The organism is Myxococcus sp. CA039A (genome assembly GCF_013336645.1).
Taxonomy (GTDB): Bacteria; Myxococcota; Myxococcia; order Myxococcales; family Myxococcaceae; genus Myxococcus; species Myxococcus llanfairpwllgwyngyllgogerychwyrndrobwllllantysiliogogogochensis.
The window spans coordinates 29266-53186 of record NZ_JABUMQ010000003.1; the positions used below are offsets into that span (position 1 = coordinate 29266).

Sequence of the window (23921 nt, forward strand, 5' to 3'; positions counted from 1 at the left end):
AGCGGGCGGGAATAGAGGGGGAGGTGAGGGACGCTGACGGGGAGCTGAATGAAAGGCCCTGCCAACTGGCAGTGCCTTCTTGTCTAACGCGTGCCTCGCGATGAAAGGGATGGATTTGCAGCGAGCGCCTCGCGCGAGCCTGGCGAGTTCATGACATTCGAGAGAATGCGCCGACTGAACTCCTGTAGGCCGCGTTCGCACAATTCCAGAAGCCGAGTGGTCGCCTCCGTCCGGCGCTGAGCCAGCTTCATACGATGCCTCCGATGTTCGGTTCGAGAGAACCCAGAAGCGGTACTTGCCTGAATCCCGCATCCATTTCGCTGGGCGCTCAAAGACGGAATCGGCCAGAGCGAACACAGTGTTCGCGGGGAAGATGACCCCAGCCATCAACAAGCACTCGGCGGTACTGAGACAGATGGCGTGGTCCCAGGGGCCAGGACCCACGATTTCGTCGAGCACCCCTGCCGCCGAGCCTCTGCCGTCAACGATGGCAAGTCCTGCGGCGAGTTTTTTCGGGCCAGCGGTGGACGCCCCGGTTCGGCTCTGCTCTCGCAGGCGCTTGATTTTGGAACGAAGTGCACTCGCAAAATGATTGCGCCTCGGGTCGTCGCCAAGCGGATCGCGGCATCCTTCGCGCGCAGCCCATATCAAGTCATGCCGAAGCGCTTGATTGAAGGCGCGCCCAGTCTTCCGAAAGTCTATTCCTCGCGGAACCAGGCCAGTACTGCTGGCGCGGGAATCGCCGTGACCGTTCGTGTTTGTCCCTTCCCCGGACCATCGGTATAGAGTGAGTCTCCCCGGGGCCTCCATCGACGTGCCCAGCTCCGGTGCACGCACCTTCTTCCGCACATCGATTCCCTTCCCATATGTATGCCTTCACGTTCCTGGCACCGTACCGTCGGCATCACCGCCACTCTGGGTCTCTGCGCCTGCGGAGGGCCCGACGAGAGCGACCGGTATCTGCTCGACTTCGTCTACAGCTCGAACACCATCCGGATGACCTCGGACAACACCTTCGAGCTGGCTCCGGACAGCTTTGTCTCGTCCGACGACCTCTTCTTCACGGTGGAGACCCTGACCTACAGGCTGGCGGACTTGCGGATGGACCTGTCGCCCGCGGTCCGCTGCGAGGACTATGAGGAGGTGCTCTCCCCGGAGATGTCCTGTAGCAACTCCGTGAGGCGCCCTGGCTCGGACCCCCTCCTGGATCCCACCGAGGACCTGCCTGGCGTGCTTCACCTCCCGGGCCCCGTGGAGGTGGGCACCGGCAAGCGCCTGTCGGCGGGGGGCAAGCAAGTGTTCATCCCCCGTGTCTCCTATCCCGCCATCGACACGCGGTGGGTCCCGGGGACACCGGAGCACCCCAGCTTCCAGCTTCGCGCGCGCTTCACCTACCAGGGACATCCCCATGTACTGGAGTTCGCCTTCCAATCGGACGAGTCCATGCGCTTCGAATACCGGGGCGTGCCGCTGGGACTGCCCGAGGAGTTCTCGGAGCATCCCGCCGCCTTCGGTGGAAACCTGGAGATGGATCATTGGCTCGAGGACATCGACATCTCGGGCTGTCTGGCGACTGGGGACCTGACTCTGGACGGGAACGTGCTTCGGCTGGAGACCGGGCGGGGGGCCTGCGCGGAGGCCGCCACGAAAATGCGAAGCAGCATCCAGTGGAGTGGCGACCTGTTCACCGGGCTGCGCCCGTAGACACATTCACCGCATCCATGCCCTGTGCCTTCCATGGAATGCGTGTGCTCAGAACCCGGGTTGCCAGCTCCAGGTTGAGGCTGACCACCTTCTCCTCGTAGAGAGGCGCCGGCGTGTCATCTTCGTCGTCCATCGGTGCCCACCGCTCCCGTACGGGAAGAAGGAGAAACAGGCGGTCACGTCTCGAATTGTGTGTAGTTGGTCGGGAGGGAGTTCGGGGGGAGGCTCCTTGGCGAGGTCATTCAGCGGAGTCTGCGTTTGGCCTCAGCAGGCCGAGAACCGCACCATCCGGTGCAGGTTCTTCTTACCTTCTTGCGCGAGAGCATGAGCGTCACTCGCTTCCGTGGCTCTCCCGCACTTTGTGTGATGTGCCAGCGGTCCGCTACTCGTTGAACGTCGGGAGCACCGAGCCGGCTGTCCGACATGGTCCAAGACGGCGCTGACAGACTCTGAAGTCAATCCGCCAGGACGCACTCGACGCGCTCCCTCTTCTCGGGGTTGCCGTTCAGGAACTCCTTGAGATATCCCCTGACGGCCGCCTCCTCCGCATGTCCTGCCAGCGCGTCTTTGTACACCGTCGTCAACTCATCCGAGTTGAAGATGCGGTAGTGGATGATCTCCAGCCAATCCCAGGCCCTGTCCCGCAACGTGCCTGTCATGTCGACGACCGTCGAGACGTAGTCATCGGCGCCGAACGACTCCGACATGCCGATGATCTCTTTCATCAGGTCTCCATGCTCCGTGTCATCATCGAGATACGACAGCATCACAGGGATGTATTTCCGGTCCTTGCTCAACGCCATGCGTCCCAGGACCTGGGAAAAAGCCTCGACATCCGAAGGCGTGCTCAACTTCGAGTAGAACTCCAGTTCTCTCCGCAGCTCCATTTCGCCTCCCTCGCATCGTGACAATCCACTTCCTCCAGATTCTGGTGTGTGCGCGAGGAAAGTGTCCACGGCGCGTCGTCACACGCGTGGCCCTCCACCCGCCGAGAATGAGCCCGGATGAGAATCCGGCGCCTTCGTGGAGCTATGTCCTGACCGCGACATCCAGGGGGCGAGTTGCAGGCTCACTTCAGGACGAGCGTCGCGCGCGTGCGGACCTCCATGTGAACCGCGCCGTCTGCCATCAGCTCAATGGCCTGAGTCGCGGTGAGTCGGACCTGCGCTTCTCCACGTCAGTGGCCAACATGAACGTCTGCGGCGTTGCCCCTCAACGTGGGGAGCTGGGCGAGGCTGGGGCCATGCCTTGAGTTCGATGGCCACGAGCCGCTGTATGCGCCGTTGCCTCCGCGCTTCAGTGCGGCCCTGACGGTATCGCCGTCCTGTCGGGCTGGTGCTCCCGACGGAAGCGCCGCCAATTCTCGATGGGGGACCTCGGCGCGGGGAGGGTTTCCTCCCCCGGAGCGGTGATGGTCAGCCAGACGCGAGGCTGATAATCCCTCCTCCGCCATGTCCGAGGACGCCCCCGCCTTCGCAGAGCTCGCGCAGTTCACCCTGGACCGGGCCTCGCTCCGGTTGCTCCCCGAGTCGTTCTGCCGCCGCAACCAGGTCGTGGTGCTGGGCAAGGTGGACCCGGAAGCCCCCGACGTGCCGGTGACGGTGGGCACGACGAACCCGGACAATGGGCCGATTCTGGAGCTCGTCACCGAGTTCCTCCGGCGCCCCCTCAACACGGTGCGCCTGAACCCCTACGAAATCGAATCCGCGCTGGAAGTCGGCTTCGGCGCGGGCCCGCGTGTCACGGCGGATATCGTGCTGAAGCCCGGCCTCAAGCTCACCCACTCGCCGACCACCGTGGAGCTGGTGGAGCACGTCCTCTTCAGCGCCGTGGAGATGAAGGCGTCCGACATCCACGTGGAGAGCTACTTCGACGACGTGGACCTGCGCTATCGCGTCGACGGCATCCTCCATCAGTCCTACACGGACATCGACCCGCGCTCGTTGCCGGGCGTGGTCAGCCGCGTGAAGGTGCTGGCCGGACTGGACATCACCGAGCGCCGTCGTCCCCAGGACGGTCGCCTGCGCGCCCTCGTCGAGCGCCCCGAGGGCCGCAAGGTGGTGGACTTCCGCGTCAGCGTGGTGCCCAGCCCCGCGGGCGAGGACGTGGTCATCCGCATCCTCGACGCGAGCGTGGGTCTGGTCCCCGTGGAGAAGCTGGGCCTGTCGCCCGCCATGCAGGCCGTCTTCCTCCAACTGCTCTCCAACCCGGAGGGACTGGTGCTCGTCACCGGCCCCACGGGAAGCGGGAAGACGACGACGCTGTATTCGGCGCTGGCGCGGCTGAACGACGGACGGCGCAAGATCGTCACCGCCGAGGACCCCATCGAGTACTACGTCCCCAAGGTGAACCAGAAGCAGGTGACGCCGCAGATGCCGTACGCGACGTTGCTGCGCGCGCTGCTGCGCCAGGACCCGAACGTCCTGCTCGTGGGAGAGATTCGAGACCTGGAAACAGGCAGCATGGCGCTGACGGCCGCGGCCACGGGGCACGTGGTGCTGGGCACCCTGCACACCGCGGACGCAGTGGGCGCGGTGGCCCGCCTCCGTGGATTGGGACTGGATGACGTGGACGTGGCGGACTCGCTGCTGGCGGTGCTGACGCAGCGACTGGTGCGGCGCATCTGCGAGCAGTGCGTGGAGGACACGAAGCCCACGCCGGAGCAGACGAAGCTGCTGGGGCGGCTGCTGGACGGAGTCCACACGCGCGCCGGACGAGGGTGCCCCGCCTGCAATCACACGGGCTATCGAGGTCGCTCCGGCATCTTCGAGTTGCTCGTCGTGGACCCGGACCTCCAGGACCTCATCGCGCACGGTGAGCCCACGGTGCGGCTGCGCCGACACGCGCGGAAGCACGGCCTGCGAACGCTGATGGAGGACGGGCTCGACAAGGTCAACGCTGGCACCACCACGGTGGCGGAGCTGGTGCGCGTGGTGCCCTATCGCCACATCCTCACCACCCGGGATGAGCGCTTCGGCGCGGAGTCGGACGAGGAGGCGTAGGCCCGAGCCCGAGTGGAGGGCGGGCCTCGCCAGGCCAGGAGCACCTCCGAGCACGATTCTCGGAGGTGCTGGCCCAGGGGACTGCTTCAACTCGCGACGGGCCTGAAGCCTTGCGTCACAGGACCTGACAGAACAGCAACGCGGGCTCGGTTGAGGCCGTGTCGACCGGACACGCGAGGCTCGTGTTGGAGGTGTTGCCCCATTTGTCCGTGGCCAGGAGCGAGAAAGGAAGCTGGGTGTCGAAGGAGTAGATGTTCGGGATGGACCACGTCAACGAGTACGGCGCCTGCGTCAGCGTGACGTTGAAGCCCGGGATCAGGCCTCCGCTGAGGACGACGGACTGGATGCCCCGCGGGTCGCTCACCGTCCCCGCTGAGACGAAGTAGGTGCGACCGGCACCAAAAACGGTGAACGTGTACGTGGGGCCGGTGTTGTCCGCGGTCACCGTGCGCGTCACGGGCGTGCTCGCCGCGCCCTGGAGGTCGCTGCACTGGAACAAGAGGATGGAGTCCCCGTCCTGCCGGGCCGAGGTGTCGACGATGAACTCGTAGGGTGCGGTGGTGTCTATCTGCATCACGACGCCGTTCTCGCGCATCTCGACGTGGTGAACGCCATCCGTGTCTACGCACTGCACGGTGAACTTCGGGGACTTCGGCTGGGAGTCGTCACGGGTGATGCCTGTGATGACGGGAGGCGTGATTCCCTTGAAGAACACGGTCTCGAAGTTCGTCGTGTTGCCGCAGTTGTCATGGACCACCGCGTGGAAGGCGTGCGGGCCGTCGGCCATGTTGGCACCGAACTCCAGCACGTACCCCGGGGTGGTGGGCAGCGCCACCAGGGTCCCATCCACATACAACCCATAGGGGTAGACCAGGCCACAGATGTCCGAGGCTCCAAAGGTGAGCCTCACCAAGGAGCCCAGCTGGGTCTTCTCGAAGGTCACCGCCGGGGGCGTCACGTCACGAGGCGCGGCCAGGGTCCTCACGCTCTTGTTGCCAAAGGCATCCGTCACCTCCACGGAGAGGTTGTGGGCCAGCGGATCCATGGGCGTGTACTGGACCACATATGACGTGGCGGAGTTCGTGCGCGTGGCGAAGACCACTCCGTCCACCTTGAAGTCGACCCGTGTGATGGTCGAGATATCCGACACGCTCGCGTTGACGATGAAGGGCGGGGCACTGCCTCCCACTGTCATCGAGACATTGGGAGGCGTGTTGTCCACATCCAGGGCGTGGTGGACCATCGTGACATTCAAGAAGCGGTCGAATGCCTTGATCAAGATGTCGTGGGTGCCGTCAGGCCAGGTCGACGTGTCGTATTCATTGTCGAAGGGCGCCATCGATACGGTTGACCTCCACACGGAGTTGTCGAAGTACTCGACCCGTTCGATACCGGAGTCGTCGGTCGCCGTGACGGAGAAGTAGGGCTGCTTCAGCGGGCCCAGGCGGGTGACCGACAGGACGGGCGGCTTCTTGTCCAATACGACGGACACAGTCTGGGTGGTGGCGTTCTGCCAGAAGTCCCAGGCCTTCAGTCGGACCGTATGCGTCCCGTCCTTGAGCGCGGCCCCCGGCATTCGCAGGGTGAACTGCCAGCCCGGCAGCGGGAACGGATTTCCGCCATCCAGTATCAGCTGTGGGGGTGTGTGGAACTTGTTGGGAGTCTCCGCATCGGTGACGGTGCCGGTGCATTCAATGTCCGCCCATACCTGGGTGCAGCTCAGAACGGCGGTGGGAGGGTTCGTGTCGGGCAGGTCGCCCACGTTGATGGCGGCGAACGCGGAGCCCACGGTCTTCATCTGGGTGCTTCCCGAGGCGCCGTACAGGGATATCACCGCCTCGAGCGTTGCCTGGCGGGCCTGCGCGTAGTCCGCGCCCAGGGGCATGGATTGCACCGCGCGGCTCCAGAGGCGCAAGGCCGCGGTGGGGCCAAGGCCGGAGAAGCCTTCGGGGACCAGGAAGCTGCTCCACGGGTCCGTGCTCTGCTCTCCCTGCCAGGGAGTACAGCCGTAGGCCAGGAGCAGGAACATGCGCGCCAGGGGGCCACCTGCGCGGTGGGTCTCCTCACCGCCGATGCCGTCGAACCAGATGTCGATGATCGGATCGATGAGATTGCGCATCACCGGGCCGGCCTCCTCACCCATGGTGAGGTTGGTGGTCTTCAGGGGCACGGCATCGATGTCGAGCGCCGTCCCACCCACCCGCGCGGCGTCGCGGGCGAGCTCGGTGACGAAGCCGAAGATGTCCCCTGTTCCCTCATTCATGCCATGCATCTCCGTCCTGCCGGAGGGAAAGGTCGCGGGGTTCCTGGCCAGCTCCCGCATGAAGAAGTCATGGCCCAGCTCGTGGCCGATGATGTCGGTGGTCGACAATGGAACGAGCAGGCCCCCGGCGGCCGTGACGCCAGCGGGAAAGGTGCGATAGCCAATCTCCAACCGCGGACGGGTGTTGCTGGGATTGTACTCCGCGTTGCCCATGGGGGCGTGCAACCAGACCTCGAAAGGCAGACCCGCTCCGGTGGGGCCATCGCGGCTGAGGAGAGACTCGTAGACGCCCCAGGCCAGGTTCACGGCGAACATCGCGTCCACCGCCGCGCTCTCGCCGTTCTCGCCGTTCTCCTCGTTCGTGGGGTTGAAGAGGCGCCCATCACCAAACTTCGCGTCAATGCTCACATAGTCTTCGATAACAGAGCCAGGGAGGCTCTCCGTACTCAGCATCGCCTGGTACTTGTTGCCCCGTGGATCCTGGAGCACATAGAGGCGATTCTCGAAGAGGACGGAGTGCGTGAGCCTGCCGGAGAAGTAGCCATAGCCCGACACGGGCTTGTAGGTCCCCCCTGCCAGGTCGATGGCCAGCGGCTCCAACCGCAGCAGCTGGCCGGAGCGGGCGTCCACCTGCGCGCTCCAACGCCGCTCCATCCCGGCCGGTTCATTCCCCGTGAGCAGATGCAGCTGGTGCACGAGCGTCAGGCCCGTCACCACGCGCTCGAAGTGGTCGGCGTTGTGGGCACGTCCGGCGGCGGGGGTGGGCACGCCTGGCTTGAGGCGGCGCTCCTCCTGGGGAAGGAACATGAGCCGGGACTCTTCCACCCGCGCCGAAGCGTCCTTCATCTCCGCGAGGACCGTGGCCTCCGCCTGGGCGGCGGTGACCCGAGCCTGCGTCTGGGGACGCGTGGTGGCCGCGAAGCGGACGTTGGTGAGGGAGGTCACTCCTTGAGTCGTCCTTGCTTCCAGTCCCTGGATGGGGATGCCCTGGAAGTGGAGCGAGTGGCGGTCCCCCGTGTCACCGGGCGCCGGGACGAGCGTGACCTCCCGGAGGTCGAAGCCGTGCTCGGCGGCGAGCCGCTCCGCCTGGACCCGTGACGGAGACTTCTCCCGCGCGGCCTCGTCCAGCGGCGCGGAATCACAACTTGCGACCATGAAGACACAACCGCCCAACAACCACCTGCGCAATCTCATCGGACTTCCCCCTCTGGCGTATGGACTCATTTCCCGGTGATTCAGGGACCCCTGCGTCCTGCGCTCCATTGTCGGAATGTGGAGGGAAAAGGTGCTTGCCGCGCTCCAATCCGGAGGGCCTGATGCTCGTCGCCGCCTCCGTGCCCGAGCAGGTGAAGCTCCGGGGCGGCTGCTGGACGAAGTCCGCACGCGCGCCGGCGGAGCGGCCCTCTCGTCGAGGCATTGACACGAGAAGACTCGACGCGTGGCGGCGTCCCCCGCAGAATCGCGCGCGTGAGTGATTCGGGGGAGCAACCATCATGATGACCGTCCAGGAACTGCGTGCGCTGAGCTCGCGCCTGACCGAAGCCTTCTTCTGCAAACAGGTGGGCCCGTTCGTGCTGGTGCAGCGGCCGCCCAGCCCGGTGATGGCGCAACTGGCGATGAAGATGGGCGCGGCGCGCACGACGATGGCGCGGGACCTGCCCAGCCTGGAGCGGCAGCAGGTGGCGCTCTGGCTGCACTTCGACGCGCTCACCGTGGCCACGCTTCCGCCCGTGGAGGGACAGGACGTGCTCACCGTGGGACGCCAGCCGGACTGCGACCTGGTGGTCAACGAGCCCTCCGTCTCCAAGCGCCACGCGAAGCTCTGCTGGTGGGGCCCGTCGGTCGGCTGCACCTTGGTGGACCTGAAGTCGAGCAACGGCACGTTCGTCAACGCCAGGGAGGTGGAGGCGGGCGGCGAGATGCACGTGCGGGACGGGGACCTGCTGGGCTTCGGCGACGCGACGTTCGCCTATCTGCTCGCGCCTTCTTTCTATTCGAAGATGAAGCGCGTCGCCCCATGAGCGCCAGCGGCCGGTGAGTGGTGGGTATGTGATGGAACGCGGCGGACCTGTCCTCGAGTCGGTTGGTTTCCGGGGCCCGCGTGCCGCAACGTGGCCCCACCATGCCGACCCACACCCCTGACACCGTCTCGTCTCCTGGCCGTCGACTCGCACGCCAGGCCCTGCTGCTCACAACCCTCTCCACCTGCCTCCTCGGCTTGTTCCCGGCCCACGCCGAGGACGGAGCGCCCGCGCGCCGCGACACCCTGTTGGTCGGAAATACCCGAGGCAACAACGTGGTGCGCTACGACGCACGCACGGGAGAGTTCCTCGGAGACTTCATCCCCTCTGGCAGTGGCGGGCTGGTGAACCCTGACTCGCTCGTCTTCGGGCCGGATGGCCATCTCTATGTCGCCAGCGGTGACACGCTCGCCAACTCCGCCATCCTTCGCTTCAATGGCCGCACGGGCGCGTTCATCGACACCTTCGCGTCGGGCGCGGGCCTGTTCCGCCCCTATGGACAGGCGTTCGGACCGGATGGCCTGCTCTACGTGAGCAGCTTCCTCACGGACAAGATTCTCCGCTTCAACGCCCGGACGGGCGCCTTCGTGGATGTCTTTGCCTCCGGCAACGGCCTGCCCGGTGGCCTCAATGGTCCCAACTTCCTGGCGTTCGGACCGGACCATCGGCTCTATGTCACCACCCAGGGTTCGGTCGCCGTGGACGGCGTCCCCACGTTCCCCGGCCTGCCGAGTCAGGTGCTGCGCTTTGACCTCTGGTCTCGAAGGTCCGAGGTGTTCATCGACCAGCCCGCGCCGTCACCGGATGGAGCGGGCTTCATCAGCCTGCTCGGGCTGGCCTTCAGTCCTGGCTGCTCGCGGCTCTTTGGTGACTGCGACCTGCTGGTCAGCGACTTCGCCAACGACATCCACCGCTATGACTTCTGGACGCGGCGGATGGAGTCCACGCTGTCCACCAACTACACCGGCACCGTGCCGACGAAGAACTTCCGTGGCGGCGTCGTCTTCGGCACCCACGAGCGCATCTACACGGTGGGCTTCGACTTCACGGACCCGGCGCTGAGCGGCGCGGTGCTGCGCTTCGATGGCCGCGATGACAGCCCGCTTCCTTCTCCGGGAAACAGCGGCGCCCTCCTCGTGCCGCCCTCCACGGACCTGTTGCGTCCGGTGGGCATCGCCTTCGTTCCTGGCCGCTGAAGGCCCGGCGCGTCACCGTGACCTGGAACGCGAGCTGAGCAGGAACCAGGCGGTCAGCAAGACCACGGAGCCCAGCATGACCGCCAGCGGCAGGGGGAGGTGGGCGTGTTTCACGCCCAGGTAGAGCAGAAAGCCTATCCCGCCCAGCACCAGCACGATGAGGACCATGGACAGAAGAATCATGGGCAGCACCGAGCCCACCGCCATGAACAAGAGGCCGCGGACCATCAGCCCGAGTGCGGCGTCGACGGCGAGGTCCGGCAGCGACTGGGACCCCATGGACCTCCGAGCGCAGGCCTGACAGACGCGCACCCCGTTCCTCACCTCCGGCTCCTCGCGGAGACGGGCGCCGCAGACCTGACAGTCTCCGCCCAGGCCCAGCTTGTACCGCCAGGACCCAGGGCGCTTGGGAGTGGCCATGGGAGAAGCGTAGGGACTCCCCGTTACGCGAATGTCACGCGTGGAGCGCCGTCTTCGTGTGGAGGCCCGGGTCCCCCGGTAGGATGTCCCTCGGGTGTGTGAGCGCACCCCTGGAGGGATGGCGACGTGGACGCGAAGCCGGACGACTTTGGACCGCCGAGAGATGAGCAGGAGCTGTCCGCCGTGGCGGACATCCTGATGCATGCCTATGCGATGACGCCCGCGGACTGCCTCGCGTGGAGGCAGCGGCTGGATGCGCGCGACCTGCGCCTCTTGCGCGACGGAGGGAAGGTTGCGGGCACGCTGGTTTCCATCCGGAAGGGGCAGTGGTTCGGCGGGCGCAGCGTGCCCGTCGTCGGTGTGGGCGGCGTGGGTGTCTCGCCGCTGCACCGGGGGCAGGGGACAGCGACGCGGCTGATGACTCGACTGGTCCAAGAGGCGCGCGAGTCGGGCGCGGCGCTCTCCATCCTCTATCCCGCCACCCAGCCCCTCTATCGGCGCGCGGGCTATGAGCAGGCCGGGGCGCGCTACGAGACGCGCGTGCAGATGTCCGCGCTGGAGATGGGCGAGCGCACGCTGTCCCTGCGAGCCATCGAGTCACGCGACGAGGCGGCCATCGCCGCGTGTTACACGAGCGTGGCCCGCTTCCGTCAGGGCTGGCTGGACCGGAGCGAGTTCTCCTGGGGGCGCGTGCGCAACCCTCGCTCCGAGCCCGTCCACGGCTACCTCGTGGAGGGCAGCGCCGGAGTGGAGGGCTACGTCTACCTGGCGCGCCGTCCGCTCAAGGACTTGAAGCAGGAGCTGGCCCTCACGGACATCGTGGCCACCACGCCCGCCGCGGCGCGCCGGCTCCTCCGCTTCCTGGGCGACCACCACTCCCTGGGCACGGAGGTGGTCTGGTACGGCGGCCCGGACGACCCGTTCCTTCTCTTGCTGCGCGAGCAGTCCTATTCGGTGAAGGTGTACATGCACTGGATGGTGCGCGTGCTGGACGTGGTCTCCGCGCTGGAGGCCCGTGGCTGGACGCCGGGACTCTCTGGCTCGCTGCACCTGGAAGTGATGGACGAACTCTTCCCGGAGAACCAGGGCCGCTTCGTGCTGGAGGTGGAGGACGGCGTGGGCCGGGTGAAGCGGGGCGGCGAGGGCCGGCTGCGGCTGGATATCCGCCAACTGGGCCCGCTGTACACCGGCTTCCAGTCCGCGGCCTCCCTGCGCTCGGTGGGGCTGGTGGAGGCGGATGACGCGTCCGTGGAGGCGGCGATGGCGCTGTTCTCCGGGCCTCAGCCGTCGCTGCGGGACATGTTCTGAGAGGGGACGAGCGGCCCCACCCCCAGGCCCTGGTGGCCCTCCGTCGGGCGCCAGGGCGCTCGGATGGGGGGCCCGGCCGTCAGGTGGCTACCGCGCCGAGGGCGGGTGATGGTAGGAGCCCGAGACCTCATTGACAGGGGAGCAGTCCATGCGGGCGTTCGTCACCGGTGGTTCCGGTTTCGTGGGCAGGTACCTTCTCGCGGCGCTCAAGGCTCGCGGCGACGAGGCTCGCGCGTTGGCGCGCTCGCCGGAGTCCGTCGCGACGGTGGTGGCGGCGGGGGCGGAGCCCTTCGAGGGCGACCTGTCGGACGTGGCGAAGCTGCGGGAGGGCATGGAGGGCTGTGACACCGTCTTCCACTCGGCCGCGCTGGTGAAGTCGTGGGCGCCTCGCGCGGAGTACTACGAGGCCAACGTGCGCGGCACGGAGCGCGTGCTGGAGGCCGCGCGCGCGGCGGGCGTGAAGCGGCTGGTGCACGTCAGCACGGAGGCGGTGATGGCGGACGGCACGCCGCTGGTGAAGGTGAACGAGACCTGGCCGCTGCCGGAGCGCCCCATCGGGGACTATCCGTCCACCAAGGGCGAGTCCGAGCGCCGGGTGCTGAGCGTGAACTCCGCGGACTTCACCACCGTGGCGGTGCGTCCGCGCCTCGTCTGGGGACGCGGGGACACGTCGGTGCTGCCGCAGATGGTGGAGGCGGTGCGCACCAAACGCTTCAAGTGGGTGGGGGATGGTCGCTACCTCACGTCCACCTGCCACGTGGCCAACTGCGTGGAGGGCCTGCTGCTGGCGGCGGAGAAGGGCCGGGGTGGCGAGGCGTACTTCCTCACCGACGGCGAGCCGGTGGTGTTCCGCGACTTCGTCACCGCGATGCTCAAGTCGCAGGGCGTGGACCCGGGCAACAGCACGATTCCCTACGGGCTGGCCGCCACGGTGGCCACGCTGGCGGACCTGGCGTGGGGAACCTTCGGCCTGCCGGGCCGCCCGCCGCTCAGCCGCACCGAGGTGCTGCTGATTGGACGTGAGGTGACGGTGAGCGACGAGAAGGCCCGCCAGGAGCTGGGCTACGAGGGGCGGATGCCGCGCGCCATCGGGCTGAAGGAGATGGAAGCGGAGTTCCAGGAGCGGTCATCGCGCGCGGCGTGAGGCGCGACACGAGCGTGTGCGCTAGCCTTGTTCGCGGCGGCTGACACACGAGGAGGATGGGCCATGCGAAGGTTCGAGTTCGTCGAGGGAACCAGCTCCAAGTTCTGGCAGCCGGAGGTTCAGGGCAACCTCTTCATCGTCACGTTCGGGCGCATCGGCACCGCGGGGCAGCGCAAGGAGAAGGCGTTCCCCGACGCGGCTGGCGCCGAGCGTGAGTACGAGAAGAAGGTCGCCGAGAAGGTGCGCGAGGGCTACCAGGAGGTGACGGCCGGTGGCGCCGCGGCCACTCCAACCCCGGCCGCCGCGCCGCGTGCGCCCGAGAAGGTTCCGCTGCCCCGCCGCGTGCCCGTTGCCACGCCCACGCAGGAGACGCTCAAAGCCGCCGCGGATGCGCTCGCGGCGCTGCGGGCGCGCCTGGGCTGGCGAAGCTGGGAGGTGACGTCACGGGCTCGAAGCGCTCGCAGGGCGCTGCGGGCCCTGGGCGGCGTGAACCCGGCCGCGCACGCGGAGCTGGCCGCGACCTTCGATGCGCTGATGGCGCGCGTCGTCGCCACTCCGAAGGAAGGCCGGCTGCCGCTGCGTCACGCGCTGGGGCTGCTGAGCGAGCTGGACGTGGCGGCCTTCTCCCGTGCCGTGGAGGCGTGGCGCCGCGCGCCGGAGACGGAGGCGCTGGCCATGGTGCGGCGGGCGGAGTCACTCGGTGAGCCGGAGCTCGCGCTGCGGCTGGGGCTGTTGCTCGCGGAGCGTCCCGGCATGAAGGGCAGCGCGTCCGAGGAAGGCTGGGGCAAGCGCTGGGGCCAGCTGCGCCCGCATGTCGAGGCGAAGCTGTCCTCGTCGGGTGGCTCGCTGACGGAGTGGGTGAAGGGTGTGAGCCCGGGCAGCGATACGCAGCTCGCCGGTCGGCTCTCGCGCCTGGAGGCGTGAGGCGCGACGCGGCGCGAGGGGGACGCATCGACACATGACACCCAGGGTTCTCATCGTCGTCGGGCTCTTTCTCGCGCTGGGCGGGGTCCTCTTTCTGTCCGCCGACCGGGAGCCCCAGCCTCGGGGTGTGCAGGAGGCCGGCACGTCGACGCCCACGCCGCCCCGTCCTCCAAGGCCCGGCCAGGTGGTGGACATCTCCTTCCTCTACAGCACGGAGAAGAAGGAGTGGGTGGAGGCCGTGGCGGAGGACTTCCAGCGGCAGCATCCCCACATCCGGCTGAAGCTGATGGGGCGCGGTTCGCTGGATGCGGCGCAGGCCATCCTGGATGGCCGTGAGCAGCCCACGGTGTGGAGCCCGGCGGACAGCGCGGTGTTGCGCATGCTGGCCTCCGACTGGGCCACGGACCCCACGCGGGGGCCGTTGTTCGCGGAGACGGGCGAGCAGGCTCCGCGTCCGCTGGTCATCACGCCGCTGGTCTTCGTGGTGTGGGCGGACCGTGCGGAGGTGCTGCGCAAGGCCAGCGGAGGCGGCGCGGTGTCGTGGAAGGTGCTTCAGAAAGCGGTGACGAGTCCCCAGGGCTGGCCCGCGATTGGCGGCAAGCCGGAGTGGGGGTTCGTGAAGCTGGGCCACACGGACCCGACGCGCTCCAACTCCGGCCTGCAAGCGCTGCTGCTGGCCACGCTGGAGTACTACGGCAAGCGCGGCGGGCTCACGGTGGCGGACCTGTTGGACCCGCGCTACCAGGACTGGATGAAGGCGCTGGAGCGAGGCGTCACGCGCTTCGAGCCCTCCACGGGCACCTTCATGGCGGACATGGTCCGCTTCGGCCCGTCCCGCTACGACATCGCGGTGGTGTACGAGAACCTGGCCATCGCGGAGCTGTCGCACGCGCAGGGCCGGTGGGGCGAGCTGCGGGTGTACTACCCGGCGCTCACCCTGTGGAGCGACCATCCGGCGGCGGTGCTCCAGGCGGACTGGGTGACACCCGAGCAGAAGGCGGCGGCGCTGGAGTGGCTGCGCTATCTGCAGAGCCGTCCGGTGCAGGAGCGCGCGCTGGAGTTCGGCTTCCGCCCCGCGGACCCAGCCGTGCCGCTCAAGACGCCGGACCCGAACAATCCCTTCACACGGCTGGCCCCCCATGGAGTCCGCGTGGACGTGCCTCCCGTGGCGGAAGTTCCCGAAGGCCCCGTGGTCCGCGACCTGCTGACGTTGTGGTCGCGGGTGTTGACCTCCGGTCGTTAGCGCCTCGGGGTTCCCCGACGTCTGCCGTGCCCCGGAGGATGGGGGCGCGGCTCAATCCTTCACATCCAGGTCGTCGCGTACCTGTCACTGCACCCCTGGCGCCGAGCTTGGACCGGTGGGTGCGAGTGCTCCTCGGGCGTGCGGCCAGTCGCCGTCATGTCGGGCCTCGCTGGACTCGAGCCAGGCACGCGGCCACCTTGGCCGCGGGTGAAGGAAGGGGTGCCTCATGATGAGAACCACGCAGGGGATGAGGAAGACCATGGGGGTGTTGGGGGTGGCGTTGCTGCTGGTCACCAGCACGGCCCACGCGTTCAACGACGCGGATGCGCTGAAGGTGGTGGGCTTCGCGCGAACGCAGCTCCGGAAGACCGCCACGGCCATGCCCAGCACGTCTCGCTCACCGAAGGCGTCGCGCGCCGACGGGACGTGGTCGACGGTGGCCAACACGGATGCGGTGGCGTGGACGCAGGGCTTCTTCCCGGGAAGCATGTGGCACTTGTTCCAGGTGGGGCTGGAGCCGTCGTGGCAGCAGAAGGCGGACCAGTGGACGCGGCCCCTGGAGGGTCAGAAGACGAACCGGCAGACGCATGACCTGGGCTTCAAGCTGTTCACGAGCTACGGCCAGGCGTACCGGCTCACGGGAGACCCGTACTATCGCGGCGTGCTGCTGACGTCGGCCGAGACGCTCGCGACGCGGTACAACTCACGCATCGGCATCATCGATTGCTGTGATTGGAACTCGGCGTGGGACGTGCCGCTCGTCACCGACACGATGATGAACCTGGAGTTGTTGCTGTGGGCCGCGGCGAACGGGGGACGCGCGGAGCTGCGGACGATGGCCATCAATCACGCGCTCACCACGCTGCGCGATGCGGTGCGCCCGGATGGCAGCTCCTTCCACTACGTGGACTACAACGCCGCGACGGGGGCCATCCGTTCGAAGGGCACCTTCCAGGGGTACTCCACGAACTCCACCTGGGCGCGGGGCCATGCGTGGCTCATCTACGGCTACACCATGGTGTACCGGTACACGGGTGATGCGCGGATGCTCGCGGCCGCGCGCAAGGTGACGGACTGGTACCTGGACAATGTGCCGGCGGACATGGTGCCGAAGTGGGACTTCAACGCGCCGGGGACGCAGAAGGACTCCTCGGCGGCGGCCATCGTCGCCTCGGCGCTGCAGGAGTTGAGCAACCTGGAGACGGACGCCGCGCGCAAGACGCGCTACCGCGACGCGGCGCTGCGCACGCTGGACACGCTGGTGTCACCGGCCTACTTCGCGCAGGGCACCAACAGCCCGGGCCTGCTGCTGCATGGCGTGGGGCACCTGCCCGCCAACCAGGAGATTGATGTCAGCCTCATCTACGGCGACTACTACTTCCTGGAGGCGGTGCTTCGCTTCAACCCGAACCCTCCGTACCCCTGGTACTCGAAGGTCGCCTTCTTCGAGAGCCAGCACCTGCTCGGCACCACGAACACGGGCGTGCGCACCGTCGAGTTCGACGTGACACCGCTCGCATCCTCGCAGGACGGCACGGTGGGCTACACCGACAGCTCCACATCGGTGACGGGCTACTCCGTGCTGAACATGACGGTGCGGATGAACCTGGACGGGTACTTCGACGTGCGCAATGGCGGGGCCTACGCGTCGCTGGTTCAGGTGCCCTATGTGAATGGGCAGACGTACCACGTGCGCATGGTCGCGGACCTGCCCGCGCAACGCTACAGCGTCTGGGTTCGTCCTCCGGGCGGGAGCGAGGTGCAGATCGCCAACCGGTACGTCTTCCGCACCGGGGCTCCGGCCATCAATGACCTGGGGCGCGTGTCCGTGCGGACGGTCATCGCGGACAGCGACTTCCGAGTGCTGGGGCACACCGTGACTCCCGGTGGAACGACGGCCGCGGGGGTCGCGGAGGTGCTGCCCGGGCCTGTGCGGCCGCCGGTGGACTTCGAGCACACGGCGATGTCGGGGAGCGAGGTCTCGCCGGTGCTCACGTGGCTCTCGCAGGACGCGTCGTTGCTGTCGCTGCTGGCGGACTTCGAGCGCTGGGGGACCGTGCCGACCGACCACCTGCCCGGCGACGTGGACGAAGTCGCGGTCGCGGAGGCGGCGCGGGTCGTGGCCAACGAAGCGATGCCTGAAGGCTTCGGCTGCGGAGCCGCGGGCGCGGTGCCTCTGCCGCTGCTCGTGCTCGCGCTGCGAAGCTGGCGCAACCGCCGGCGGAGGCAACAGGCCGCGCGCGGCTGAGGCCCGATGTGACAGCGGCCCGCTCCTCGCTTTGTCGAGGGGCGGGCCGTTCACTCACCTCACGCCCGCCCGGCCCAGGTGCGCGTGGGAGGGCGTGGGGGACGACCGTCAGTCGTCGTTGTCGTCGTGGTCATCGTCCTCGTCGCCATCCTCGTCATCGTCGTCGAAGGCGTCGATGGAGCGGCGCAGGTTGTTCTCGATGGTGGAGCGTGCGGCGTCGTCCCGCGGGTCCAGTCGCTGGCCCTGGCCGTCGACGAACCAGCCGCTCGGGTCGATATTGATGGTGATGTTCGGCTCTTCTCCGGCCTTCACCTCGAAGCGGGCCTCTCGCTCCTGCTCCAGCCGCACGCTGGAGACGAAGCTGAAGGGCTGCCCGTCGATGTGTCCGTCGATGACCACGGACGCGCCGAGCCGCGCGAGCTCCTGGAGCGCAGCATCCTCACCTGCCTCGGTGGTGGAGACCTTGCCGATGTCGAACTCGATTTCGTCGAAGATTCCGGGCTCCACCTGCAGGTTGCCCACGCGGATGACCTGACCGTTCAGGTCCTCGCTCGTCAGGTCGATGAGCAGGGGGCCCACCTCCTGCTCGGAGTCATCATCGTCCCGCGTGCCGTCATCCGCGCCACCCGTGTGGCCGTCGTCGGCGTCGTCGCCCTCCAGCTCCAACTCCAGCTCCCGCACGGAGAGTCGGACCCGGTCGATGGTGATGCCAGTGGGGGCCTCGAGCCGCTGCTCGATGTGGCCGGGCGCGGACTGGGCGCCACGCGCGGCGCCGACTCGGGTGCTCAGCCCGACCTTGACGGAATCCGGGTTGCCGCAGGCCGAGAGCAACATGATGGACGTGCACAAGCCAATGAGTCGCATACCGTTCATCTCCTGGTATCGAGAGGACCTGGCGCGCGACTTCTCCGGCCTGGGCCGCACGAAATCCCCTGTTCGAAAAGAAGGAGCATCGGCGCGCTTATCGGCCACATCGCGACGCGGGGACCTTTCGTGAAGGGGGCGCCTGTGGCCGATAGAGGCCTCGTGACTCCTTCCTGATAGGCGCGGTACTGAATGGGGAGACATGACCGGTGCTCGTACCCCAGCAACAGCGTGTGTCCGGTGGTCCGGAGCGCCCTTCGTGTGGGGTGCGAGGGCGCGGCAGGGGCCTGCTCGGCGTGTGGGTGAGAGGGGCGGGCCGTGACGGAGGAGGAAATCTCCGCCTGCATCCAGCGCGCGAATCGAGGCGCGCAGGATGCGCACCGCGAGCTGTACCAGCGCTTTCACGCGTCGGTGCGTCGTGTCGCGCTGGGCTACTCCGCGCTGGGTCCGGCGGAAGTGGAGGACGTGGTCCAGGAGACGTTCGTCCGGGCCTTCCGGGAGCTGGCGCGGCTGGAGCATCCCCGCGCCTTCGGGCGCTGGCTGGTGACGATTGCGCGCCACCATTCCCAGGCCCTCAGCCGGGGCGCGCGGATTCGAGGGCGCGCGGCGGAGGACCTGGCACTGGAGCTGGAGACGAGCATGCCAGCCATTCCTCCCGCCCTCACGCTGGAGCGGCGCGTGGTGGTGGTGCGCGAGCTCATCGAGGGACTGCCCGAGGGCCCGGAGAAGGAGACGGTCCGCCTGTTCTATCTGGAGGGCGAGCTGAGCGCGCGAGAGATCGCGGAGCGTCTGGGGCTGGGCAAGAGCGCGGTGACGATGCGCCTGGAGCGCTTCCGGGCACGGGTGAAGCGTGAGCTGTTGGCGCGGCTTCTGGCCGCGGGAGTGGAGTGAGCCATGAGCGACGCGAGCAGACACCTGGACGCGCGGAGCTGGAAGGCCCTGCGCGACAAGTCGCCCGAAGAGGTGGCGTACTTCTCCACGCATCTGTCCCAGCCCTGTGAGGTGTGCGAGGCGTTCCTCGAACGGAGCGACGAGGACGACGCGTTCGGCGTGGAGTCGTTGGCGGATGAGGCGCTGGGCTCGATGTCCACCCCGCGCGAGGACGCGGTGGGGTGGGCTCGCCTGCGCCGTCGCCTCGGGACGCCACGACGCGCGTGGCTCGCGGGAGCCCTGGCGGTGGCCGCCGCGGCCGTGGTCGCCATCGCCGTGCTCCCCCCGTTGGCGTCGAAGGAGCACGAGGACCGCTCGTGGCGACTGAAGGGTGTCGCGCCGATGTCCCTGGAGCTGACCGCCGTGGCGCGCCTGCCGGACGGGACGTTGCACGCGGTGACGGAGGACGCCTTGCTTCCTCCCGAGGCCGTGGTCCTGGTGCGCTATCGCGCCAGCGAGGTCTCCGACGCGATGCTCGTACTGGAGTCCCCGGAGGGTCCCGCGCAGATGCTGGGCGGCTACACGTTGGAGGCGGGGACGCACGACCTGAAGGAAGCAGGCGAACTGGCGGGTGTGTCCCTGGCCGGGGAGCACGGTCCACGGGTGCTGGTGCTGGCCGCGTGGCCACGGGGGCCTCGCTCGGCGGCCGAGCGGGACACGGCCCTCACTCAAAGCAGGGTACCCGAGGAAGCCGCCCAGGCGAGGCTCCGGCTGCGGGTGGAGCCGGGGTATGTTGCCCCCTGAGCGTGCCTTCGTGAGTCGTCCCTGCTTCCGCGTCGTCCTGTGGCTTGCCTTCGCGTCGCTCTGCGCGTGCGGTGCGGCGAGCGTGGGCGAGAAGGGGCGGGCGGTGCGCGTGCGCCTGGATTCGGCGGAGCTGGCGTCGGCGCATGAGGGCGAGCGGCATGCGCTGCTCATCGGCATCAATCAGTATGAGGACGCCTCCTGGCACGGGCTGCGCTACCCGGGCAAGGACGCGGAGGACCTGGGGCGTGTGCTGGCGGACCCGCGACGCGGCGGCTTCCGCTCGGTGACGGTGCTGACGCGTCCGGAGCAGACGACGCGCGCGGCGGTGCTGCAGGCGCTGCGGACGCTGGCCGCACGGCCCTGGAACCCGAAGGACGTGGTGGTCATCTACGTCTCCGGCCATGGCACGCTCGCGCGGGATGCACGGGGTGACCTCCAGCGCTACCTGGTGATGCGCGACACGCGCTTCCGGGACGTGCAGGGCACGGGGCTGGAGATGGCGGCGCTGGAGCGGGAGTTGGAGCAGCTGGGCTCCAGGCGACGGGTGCTGGTGCTGGCCACGTGTCACAGCGGCACGGGCAAGTCGCTCCTTCCCCCGGCGGTGCTCGAGGAATTGGAGCGCACCAAGGGGGCGTTCCCACCGCGTCCGCTGGAAGAGGACAGCCGCGCCTCGCTCGTCCTGTCCGCCAGCGACTGGGGCGAAACGGCGCGCGAGGACGATGCGCTCGCCAATGACATCTACACGCACTTCTTCGTCCAGTCGCTCGACGGCCGAGGGGACCGCAACCGGGATGGCGCGGTGAGTGCGACCGAGGCGCATGACTGGGCGCGCCGCCACACGTGGACCTATACGGAGGGCCGGCAGCGCCCGAGCGCACGGATGACGGAAGTGGGCGCGGACCCGGTGCTGCTCGCGGGCGCGTTGACCCAGCCCGGGCAGCCGGAAGTCTTCTCCTACAGTCCTCGCCTGGAGGGCTTCACGCTCAAGGTGGATGGCGTGGACGCGGGCGAGCTTCCAGGCGGCGTGGCCTTGCCGGAGGGAAGCCGGAAGCTGGGCCTCCACAAGGGTGGCCAGTTGCTGTGGGAAGACACCGTGGCGTTGCGAGCGGGGGAGCGCCGGGCGCTGGACTCGCTGCTGCGCGAGGTGTCGCCCGGCCCCCAGCGCACGGTGGCCCTGGAGGTCGGCGCCCTGGGCTTCCTCGACGCGCGCAGCCGCCGCGAGGTGCTTCCGCCCACGGCGCTGGCGGGCGTGGGGCTGCGGCTGGGGGGCGTGCTGCTGGAGCAGCGGCTCGACGTGGGCGTGGACCTGGCCGCGGGGCAGGGGCGTCGGGCGCTGCTGCTCGACGTAGGCGGAACGGTGCCCGTACGCCATCGGGTGTTGATGCTGGGCGTGACGGTGGGACCCTCGTGGCAATGGGGTCGGCTGGGGTTGTCCACCGGGCCTCGTGTGGCCGCCTTGTGGTTGGAGCGCTCCTTCCAGTTGGACCTGTTGAGCCAGGACGAGCGCTACCTCACGGTGTGGCCTGGCTGGATGGCGGGAGTGTCATGGCGTCTGGGGACGAGGTTTGTATTGGAGGCGAAGGGCCAGCTTCTCTGGGCCTACGTCCCCGTGGACGGGCGCACTCGCGCGGTGGGTTTTGGTGGCCTGTTTCTGGGCGGAGGATATCGCTTCTGATGCGTGCTCCGAGACGCGTGATGCCCCTGGCGTGGGCGGGCCTGGCCTTGATGGGGGCGTGTGGTGGCTTCAACAACGGGCCGCTGGAGGCGGGCACCGTGCGCGGGCGAATCCTCGGCGCCGAGGCCGACGTGGCGGTGGTGAGCGTGCTGGGCCAGCCCGAGTTGAGGGCGCGTGTGTCGTCGGACGGACGCTTCGAACTCGGCGGCGTGCCGGCCACCTCCGTGGAGTTGTTCCTGGTGGCCTCGCGCACCCGCGCGGCCCGCACGAAGGTGGTGGCGCAAGGCGCGCGCATCACCGAACTGGGTGACATCGACGCGCCCCTGGGCGCCTTCATCACCGTTCGCCTGCGAGACAGCGCTGGCAACGTGCCACCGCGTGGCGAGGTGGAGGTGGAGGGGACCGCGCTCGACGACCTGGAGATGGACGCGTCGAGCGGAGAGGTGCGCGTCGGTCCTCTTCCCGAGGGGTGCTACACGCTGGAGGTCAAGGCGGACCATCTCGAGGACGAGGAGGAAGAGGTCTGCGTCCGCCAGGGCGAGGAGCTGGAGCGCGAGTTCATCCTGCGTGAGGACGACCTCGGCGGAGACGACGATGGGGGCGGTGACGACGACGGAGGGGACGAGGGCGGCTGAGTATCCGCGGAGCGTCCCGTCCCCGGTCAGCGTCCCGTGCGCGCGGCCAGGTCGATGAAGCCGCGAATCCAGATGAGGTTCACCGCGTGGCACGCCTCCATGCTCATGGGCGTGGTGGTCTCCAGCGTCGCTGTGTACGGCACGCCCTGGCGCGCGTACCAGTCCGTGACGCTGCCATCGTGGTAGACGATGAGGCCGTCGTCGTCGGTGATGTTCTGCTCGTCGACCTTCTGGTTACGCACCACCGTCGCGTGTTTGGACGAGGCCTCGACGAAGGGGCGGTAGAAGGCCTTGTCTCCGAAGGTGTACGCGTACGTCGCGGCGCCGCCCAGGTAGTTGTCCTGGTGGATATCCAGCGCCGCGTTCGGCGCCCGGAAGCGCGACAGGTCCGAGCGCACCAGGCGCGTCTCCTTGGGCCCGCCGTCGTAGAGGGCCCAGCGCAGGTGGTCCTGCCCTTCGTTCAGCTCACCCCGCCACTCACCGGGCGCCACTTCATAGCGAAGGAAGTCGTTGTTGGGCTTCTCGCCGGAGCGGTTGTAGCGGGTGCCGTCCTCGAAGCCGGAGGGGTTGATACATGGATACACGCGCAGGCCCACGCCGCGTTGCCGGGCATAGGCCACCACTTCGGGGAAGCGCTCGGCCAGGGTGAGGGGACCCGCGGGTTCTTCCCCGTGGAACCCCGAGGTGATGACCAGCCAACGCTCTCCCGGCACGGTGATGCGGAAGAGCGGGTAGGGCTGTCCGCCCTCCAGGACCTGGCCGTACTCGGCCACTTCTCCAAGGTTCTCGAACGAACGGATGCGTTGCGCGTAGTCGGTGTATCTCACACCTTCAACCTATGCGTGACGCTCCCCGTCGCCTACCCATTCCCACCCATGGTCATGGGTGGGCGTTGAGTGGGGGACGGGCACCGAGGGGGCTTCTCACTCCATGCCGGTGCGCTCACGGAACTCCGTGGCCAGCTCCTTGCGCTGCTCCGGCGTCAGCGTGCCGTGGACCTCCAGCGCGGCATCCGTCGCCTGGTGGGCAAACGCGCGCATCGCGTCGATGCGCTCGTCCACCAGCGCGTGGAGCTTCTGCGCGTCGGGCGTGGTGGACTCGAGCTGGGTGACGACCTCCGAGCGCACCGCGTGCTGCTCCTTCGCGAGCTTCGCGCCCTCGTCGAGGAGGCGGTCCTTCACGGCGTTGATGGACTTGCGCTGGGCGTCCGTCGCGTCGATGTCGTCCAGCTTGTCGTTCAGCTTCCACGACACCATCTGCTTGATGCGCTCGGGGTTGTGGCCCCAGCCGTGGTGGCCTCCGCGGAAGGCGAAACCGCTGAGCAGGACGACGGCGACGACGGCGGAACCGGCGATGGCGAGCTTCTTCATCATGGGACTCTCTCCGAATGCGGGGCCCGACGCGGGCCCGGGTGGCTTCGCCGTGTTGGCGATGTTGCCCAATGTGCCGGGCCGCTTTTTCGGGCGCTTGTACCGGGCGTGAAGAAGTGTGAAGCCCCCCGGCCCTGGAGTTTCGCCCCGGGTGCGCCCGCCTGGACGGCTGGAGGGAGAGCCCGGCCCACCGGCCCTGGGGGCCCCGATTTCGGGCCGCGCCCCGCCTT

At 68.2% G+C, this 23921-nt stretch carries 21 protein-coding genes; 14 read left to right on the forward strand and 7 right to left on the reverse strand.

Going from position 1 to position 23921, the window contains the following annotated elements:
- Nucleotides 1-870 precede the first annotated feature (870 nt).
- On the forward strand, nt 871-1704 hold the full coding sequence (locus tag HR086_RS00685; protein ID WP_174464548.1) for a hypothetical protein: 834 nt from the start codon (nt 871-873) through the stop codon (nt 1702-1704).
- On the opposite strand, the gene HR086_RS00690 is transcribed toward HR086_RS00685, so the two are convergent.
- Both HR086_RS00690 and HR086_RS00695 read right to left on the reverse strand, forming a co-directional pair.
- Entirely contained in the window at nt 1685-1837 is a 153-nt protein-coding gene (locus tag HR086_RS00690; RefSeq protein WP_174461608.1) for a hypothetical protein, read from the reverse strand. The two genes, HR086_RS00685 and HR086_RS00690, sit on opposite strands and share 20 nt — an antisense overlap.
- Before the next feature lie 322 nt (nt 1838-2159).
- Nucleotides 2160-2591, reverse strand: coding sequence for an Imm30 family immunity protein (locus HR086_RS00695; RefSeq protein ID WP_174464549.1), 432 nt, complete (start codon nt 2589-2591; stop codon nt 2160-2162).
- Nucleotides 2592-3155: 564 nt separating this feature from the next.
- Between HR086_RS00695 and HR086_RS00700 the strand changes: the two genes are divergently transcribed.
- Nucleotides 3156-4706 (forward strand): GspE/PulE family protein, encoded by a 1551-nt coding sequence (locus HR086_RS00700; protein ID WP_141640685.1) that lies wholly within the window; start codon nt 3156-3158, stop codon nt 4704-4706.
- Nucleotides 4707-4821: 115 nt separating this feature from the next.
- Here the strand turns inward: HR086_RS00700 and HR086_RS00705 are convergent, their stop codons facing one another.
- A complete protein-coding gene (locus HR086_RS00705) occupies nt 4822-8163 on the reverse strand; it encodes an Ig-like domain-containing protein (RefSeq protein ID WP_174464550.1) in 3342 nt (1113 codons plus the stop codon).
- 95 nt (nt 8164-8258) lie between these two features.
- Between HR086_RS00705 and HR086_RS00710 the strand changes: the two genes are divergently transcribed.
- From HR086_RS00710 to HR086_RS00720, 3 genes are all read left to right on the forward strand, one after another.
- A complete protein-coding gene (locus tag HR086_RS00710; protein WP_174464551.1) occupies nt 8259-8444 on the forward strand; it encodes a hypothetical protein in 186 nt (61 codons plus the stop codon).
- 18 nt (nt 8445-8462) lie between these two features.
- Nucleotides 8463-8990 carry an FHA domain-containing protein gene (locus HR086_RS00715; protein ID WP_141640682.1) on the forward strand — a complete coding sequence of 176 codons (528 nt, stop codon included), beginning with the start codon at nt 8463-8465 and terminating at the stop codon, nt 8988-8990.
- Nucleotides 8991-9091: 101 nt separating this feature from the next.
- Nucleotides 9092-10186, forward strand: coding sequence for a PEP-CTERM sorting domain-containing protein (locus HR086_RS00720; RefSeq protein WP_174452964.1), 1095 nt, complete (start codon nt 9092-9094; stop codon nt 10184-10186).
- Nucleotides 10187-10198: 12 nt separating this feature from the next.
- Here the strand turns inward: HR086_RS00720 and HR086_RS00725 are convergent, their stop codons facing one another.
- Nucleotides 10199-10606, reverse strand: coding sequence for a hypothetical protein (locus HR086_RS00725; protein ID WP_174452965.1), 408 nt, complete (start codon nt 10604-10606; stop codon nt 10199-10201).
- 126 nt (nt 10607-10732) lie between these two features.
- Here HR086_RS00725 and eis point away from each other — a divergent pair, with 126 nt between their 5' ends.
- The 5 genes from eis (at nt 10733) to HR086_RS00750 (ending at nt 17473) form a co-directional block, all read left to right on the forward strand.
- Nucleotides 10733-11914: an enhanced intracellular survival protein Eis gene (gene eis / locus HR086_RS00730; protein ID WP_373564242.1), complete on the forward strand. Its 1182-nt coding sequence runs from the start codon at nt 10733-10735 to the stop codon at nt 11912-11914.
- 148 nt (nt 11915-12062) lie between these two features.
- Nucleotides 12063-13058 carry an NAD-dependent epimerase/dehydratase family protein gene (locus HR086_RS00735; protein WP_174464552.1) on the forward strand — a complete coding sequence of 332 codons (996 nt, stop codon included), beginning with the start codon at nt 12063-12065 and terminating at the stop codon, nt 13056-13058.
- A 63-nt stretch (nt 13059-13121) separates the two neighbouring features.
- On the forward strand, nt 13122-13982 hold the full coding sequence (locus HR086_RS00740) for a WGR domain-containing protein (protein ID WP_174464553.1): 861 nt from the start codon (nt 13122-13124) through the stop codon (nt 13980-13982).
- A gap of 34 nt (nt 13983-14016) precedes the next feature.
- Nucleotides 14017-15225 carry a substrate-binding domain-containing protein gene (locus HR086_RS00745; protein WP_174452967.1) on the forward strand — a complete coding sequence of 403 codons (1209 nt, stop codon included), beginning with the start codon at nt 14017-14019 and terminating at the stop codon, nt 15223-15225.
- Between the two features lie 226 nt (nt 15226-15451).
- On the forward strand, nt 15452-17473 hold the full coding sequence (locus HR086_RS00750) for a glycoside hydrolase family 88 protein (protein WP_254624855.1): 2022 nt from the start codon (nt 15452-15454) through the stop codon (nt 17471-17473).
- A 108-nt stretch (nt 17474-17581) separates the two neighbouring features.
- On the opposite strand, the gene HR086_RS00755 is transcribed toward HR086_RS00750, so the two are convergent.
- Nucleotides 17582-18337, reverse strand: coding sequence for a hypothetical protein (locus HR086_RS00755; protein WP_174452968.1), 756 nt, complete (start codon nt 18335-18337; stop codon nt 17582-17584).
- Between the two features lie 318 nt (nt 18338-18655).
- Between HR086_RS00755 and HR086_RS00760 the strand changes: the two genes are divergently transcribed.
- Genes HR086_RS00760 through HR086_RS00775 form a run of 4 tightly spaced genes read left to right on the forward strand, consistent with a single transcriptional unit; the run spans nt 18656 to nt 22321 of the window.
- The gene (locus tag HR086_RS00760; RefSeq protein ID WP_174461600.1) at nt 18656-19228 is read left to right on the forward strand and encodes a sigma-70 family RNA polymerase sigma factor; all 573 of its coding nucleotides are present in this window, start codon (nt 18656-18658) and stop codon (nt 19226-19228) included.
- A gap of 3 nt (nt 19229-19231) precedes the next feature.
- Nucleotides 19232-20011: a hypothetical protein gene (locus HR086_RS00765; RefSeq protein ID WP_174464554.1), complete on the forward strand. Its 780-nt coding sequence runs from the start codon at nt 19232-19234 to the stop codon at nt 20009-20011.
- Nucleotides 19998-21686 carry a caspase family protein gene (locus tag HR086_RS00770; RefSeq protein ID WP_174461598.1) on the forward strand — a complete coding sequence of 563 codons (1689 nt, stop codon included), beginning with the start codon at nt 19998-20000 and terminating at the stop codon, nt 21684-21686. The genes HR086_RS00765 and HR086_RS00770 overlap by 14 nt, the downstream gene beginning before the upstream one ends.
- Nucleotides 21686-22321 (forward strand): carboxypeptidase regulatory-like domain-containing protein, encoded by a 636-nt coding sequence (locus tag HR086_RS00775; protein WP_174464555.1) that lies wholly within the window; start codon nt 21686-21688, stop codon nt 22319-22321. The genes HR086_RS00770 and HR086_RS00775 overlap by 1 nt, the downstream gene beginning before the upstream one ends.
- A gap of 26 nt (nt 22322-22347) precedes the next feature.
- Here HR086_RS00775 and HR086_RS00780 read toward each other — a convergent pair whose 3' ends face one another.
- Nucleotides 22348-23148 (reverse strand): hypothetical protein, encoded by an 801-nt coding sequence (locus HR086_RS00780; RefSeq protein WP_174464556.1) that lies wholly within the window; start codon nt 23146-23148, stop codon nt 22348-22350.
- A gap of 96 nt (nt 23149-23244) precedes the next feature.
- Nucleotides 23245-23694 (reverse strand): Spy/CpxP family protein refolding chaperone, encoded by a 450-nt coding sequence (locus tag HR086_RS00785; protein WP_141640670.1) that lies wholly within the window; start codon nt 23692-23694, stop codon nt 23245-23247.
- Between the last annotated feature and the right edge of the window lie 227 nt (nt 23695-23921).

Bases quoted from the DNA above. Each gene is read 5' to 3' on its own strand.
- HR086_RS00765 (WP_174464554.1), top strand. From the start codon at position 19,232: ATGAGCGACGCGAGCAGACACCTGGACGCGCGGAGCTGGAAGGCCCTG.
- HR086_RS00750 (WP_254624855.1), top strand. From the start codon at position 15,452: ATGATGAGAACCACGCAGGGGATGAGGAAGACCATGGGGGTGTTGGGG.
- HR086_RS00720 (WP_174452964.1), top strand. From the start codon at position 9,092: ATGCCGACCCACACCCCTGACACCGTCTCGTCTCCTGGCCGTCGACTC.
- HR086_RS00690 (WP_174461608.1), bottom strand. From the start codon at position 1,837: ATGGACGACGAAGATGACACGCCGGCGCCTCTCTACGAGGAGAAGGTG.
- HR086_RS00775 (WP_174464555.1), top strand. From the start codon at position 21,686: ATGCGTGCTCCGAGACGCGTGATGCCCCTGGCGTGGGCGGGCCTGGCC.
- HR086_RS00735 (WP_174464552.1), top strand. From the start codon at position 12,063: ATGCGGGCGTTCGTCACCGGTGGTTCCGGTTTCGTGGGCAGGTACCTT.
- HR086_RS00705 (WP_174464550.1), bottom strand. From the start codon at position 8,163: ATGAGATTGCGCAGGTGGTTGTTGGGCGGTTGTGTCTTCATGGTCGCA.
- HR086_RS00695 (WP_174464549.1), bottom strand. From the start codon at position 2,591: ATGGAGCTGCGGAGAGAACTGGAGTTCTACTCGAAGTTGAGCACGCCT.
- HR086_RS00700 (WP_141640685.1), top strand. From the start codon at position 3,156: ATGTCCGAGGACGCCCCCGCCTTCGCAGAGCTCGCGCAGTTCACCCTG.
- HR086_RS00685 (WP_174464548.1), top strand. From the start codon at position 871: ATGCCTTCACGTTCCTGGCACCGTACCGTCGGCATCACCGCCACTCTG.
- HR086_RS00725 (WP_174452965.1), bottom strand. From the start codon at position 10,606: ATGGCCACTCCCAAGCGCCCTGGGTCCTGGCGGTACAAGCTGGGCCTG.
- HR086_RS00755 (WP_174452968.1), bottom strand. From the start codon at position 18,337: ATGCGACTCATTGGCTTGTGCACGTCCATCATGTTGCTCTCGGCCTGC.
- HR086_RS00740 (WP_174464553.1), top strand. From the start codon at position 13,122: ATGCGAAGGTTCGAGTTCGTCGAGGGAACCAGCTCCAAGTTCTGGCAG.
- HR086_RS00745 (WP_174452967.1), top strand. From the start codon at position 14,017: ATGACACCCAGGGTTCTCATCGTCGTCGGGCTCTTTCTCGCGCTGGGC.
- HR086_RS00785 (WP_141640670.1), bottom strand. From the start codon at position 23,694: ATGATGAAGAAGCTCGCCATCGCCGGTTCCGCCGTCGTCGCCGTCGTC.
- HR086_RS00715 (WP_141640682.1), top strand. From the start codon at position 8,463: ATGATGACCGTCCAGGAACTGCGTGCGCTGAGCTCGCGCCTGACCGAA.
- HR086_RS00770 (WP_174461598.1), top strand. From the start codon at position 19,998: ATGTTGCCCCCTGAGCGTGCCTTCGTGAGTCGTCCCTGCTTCCGCGTC.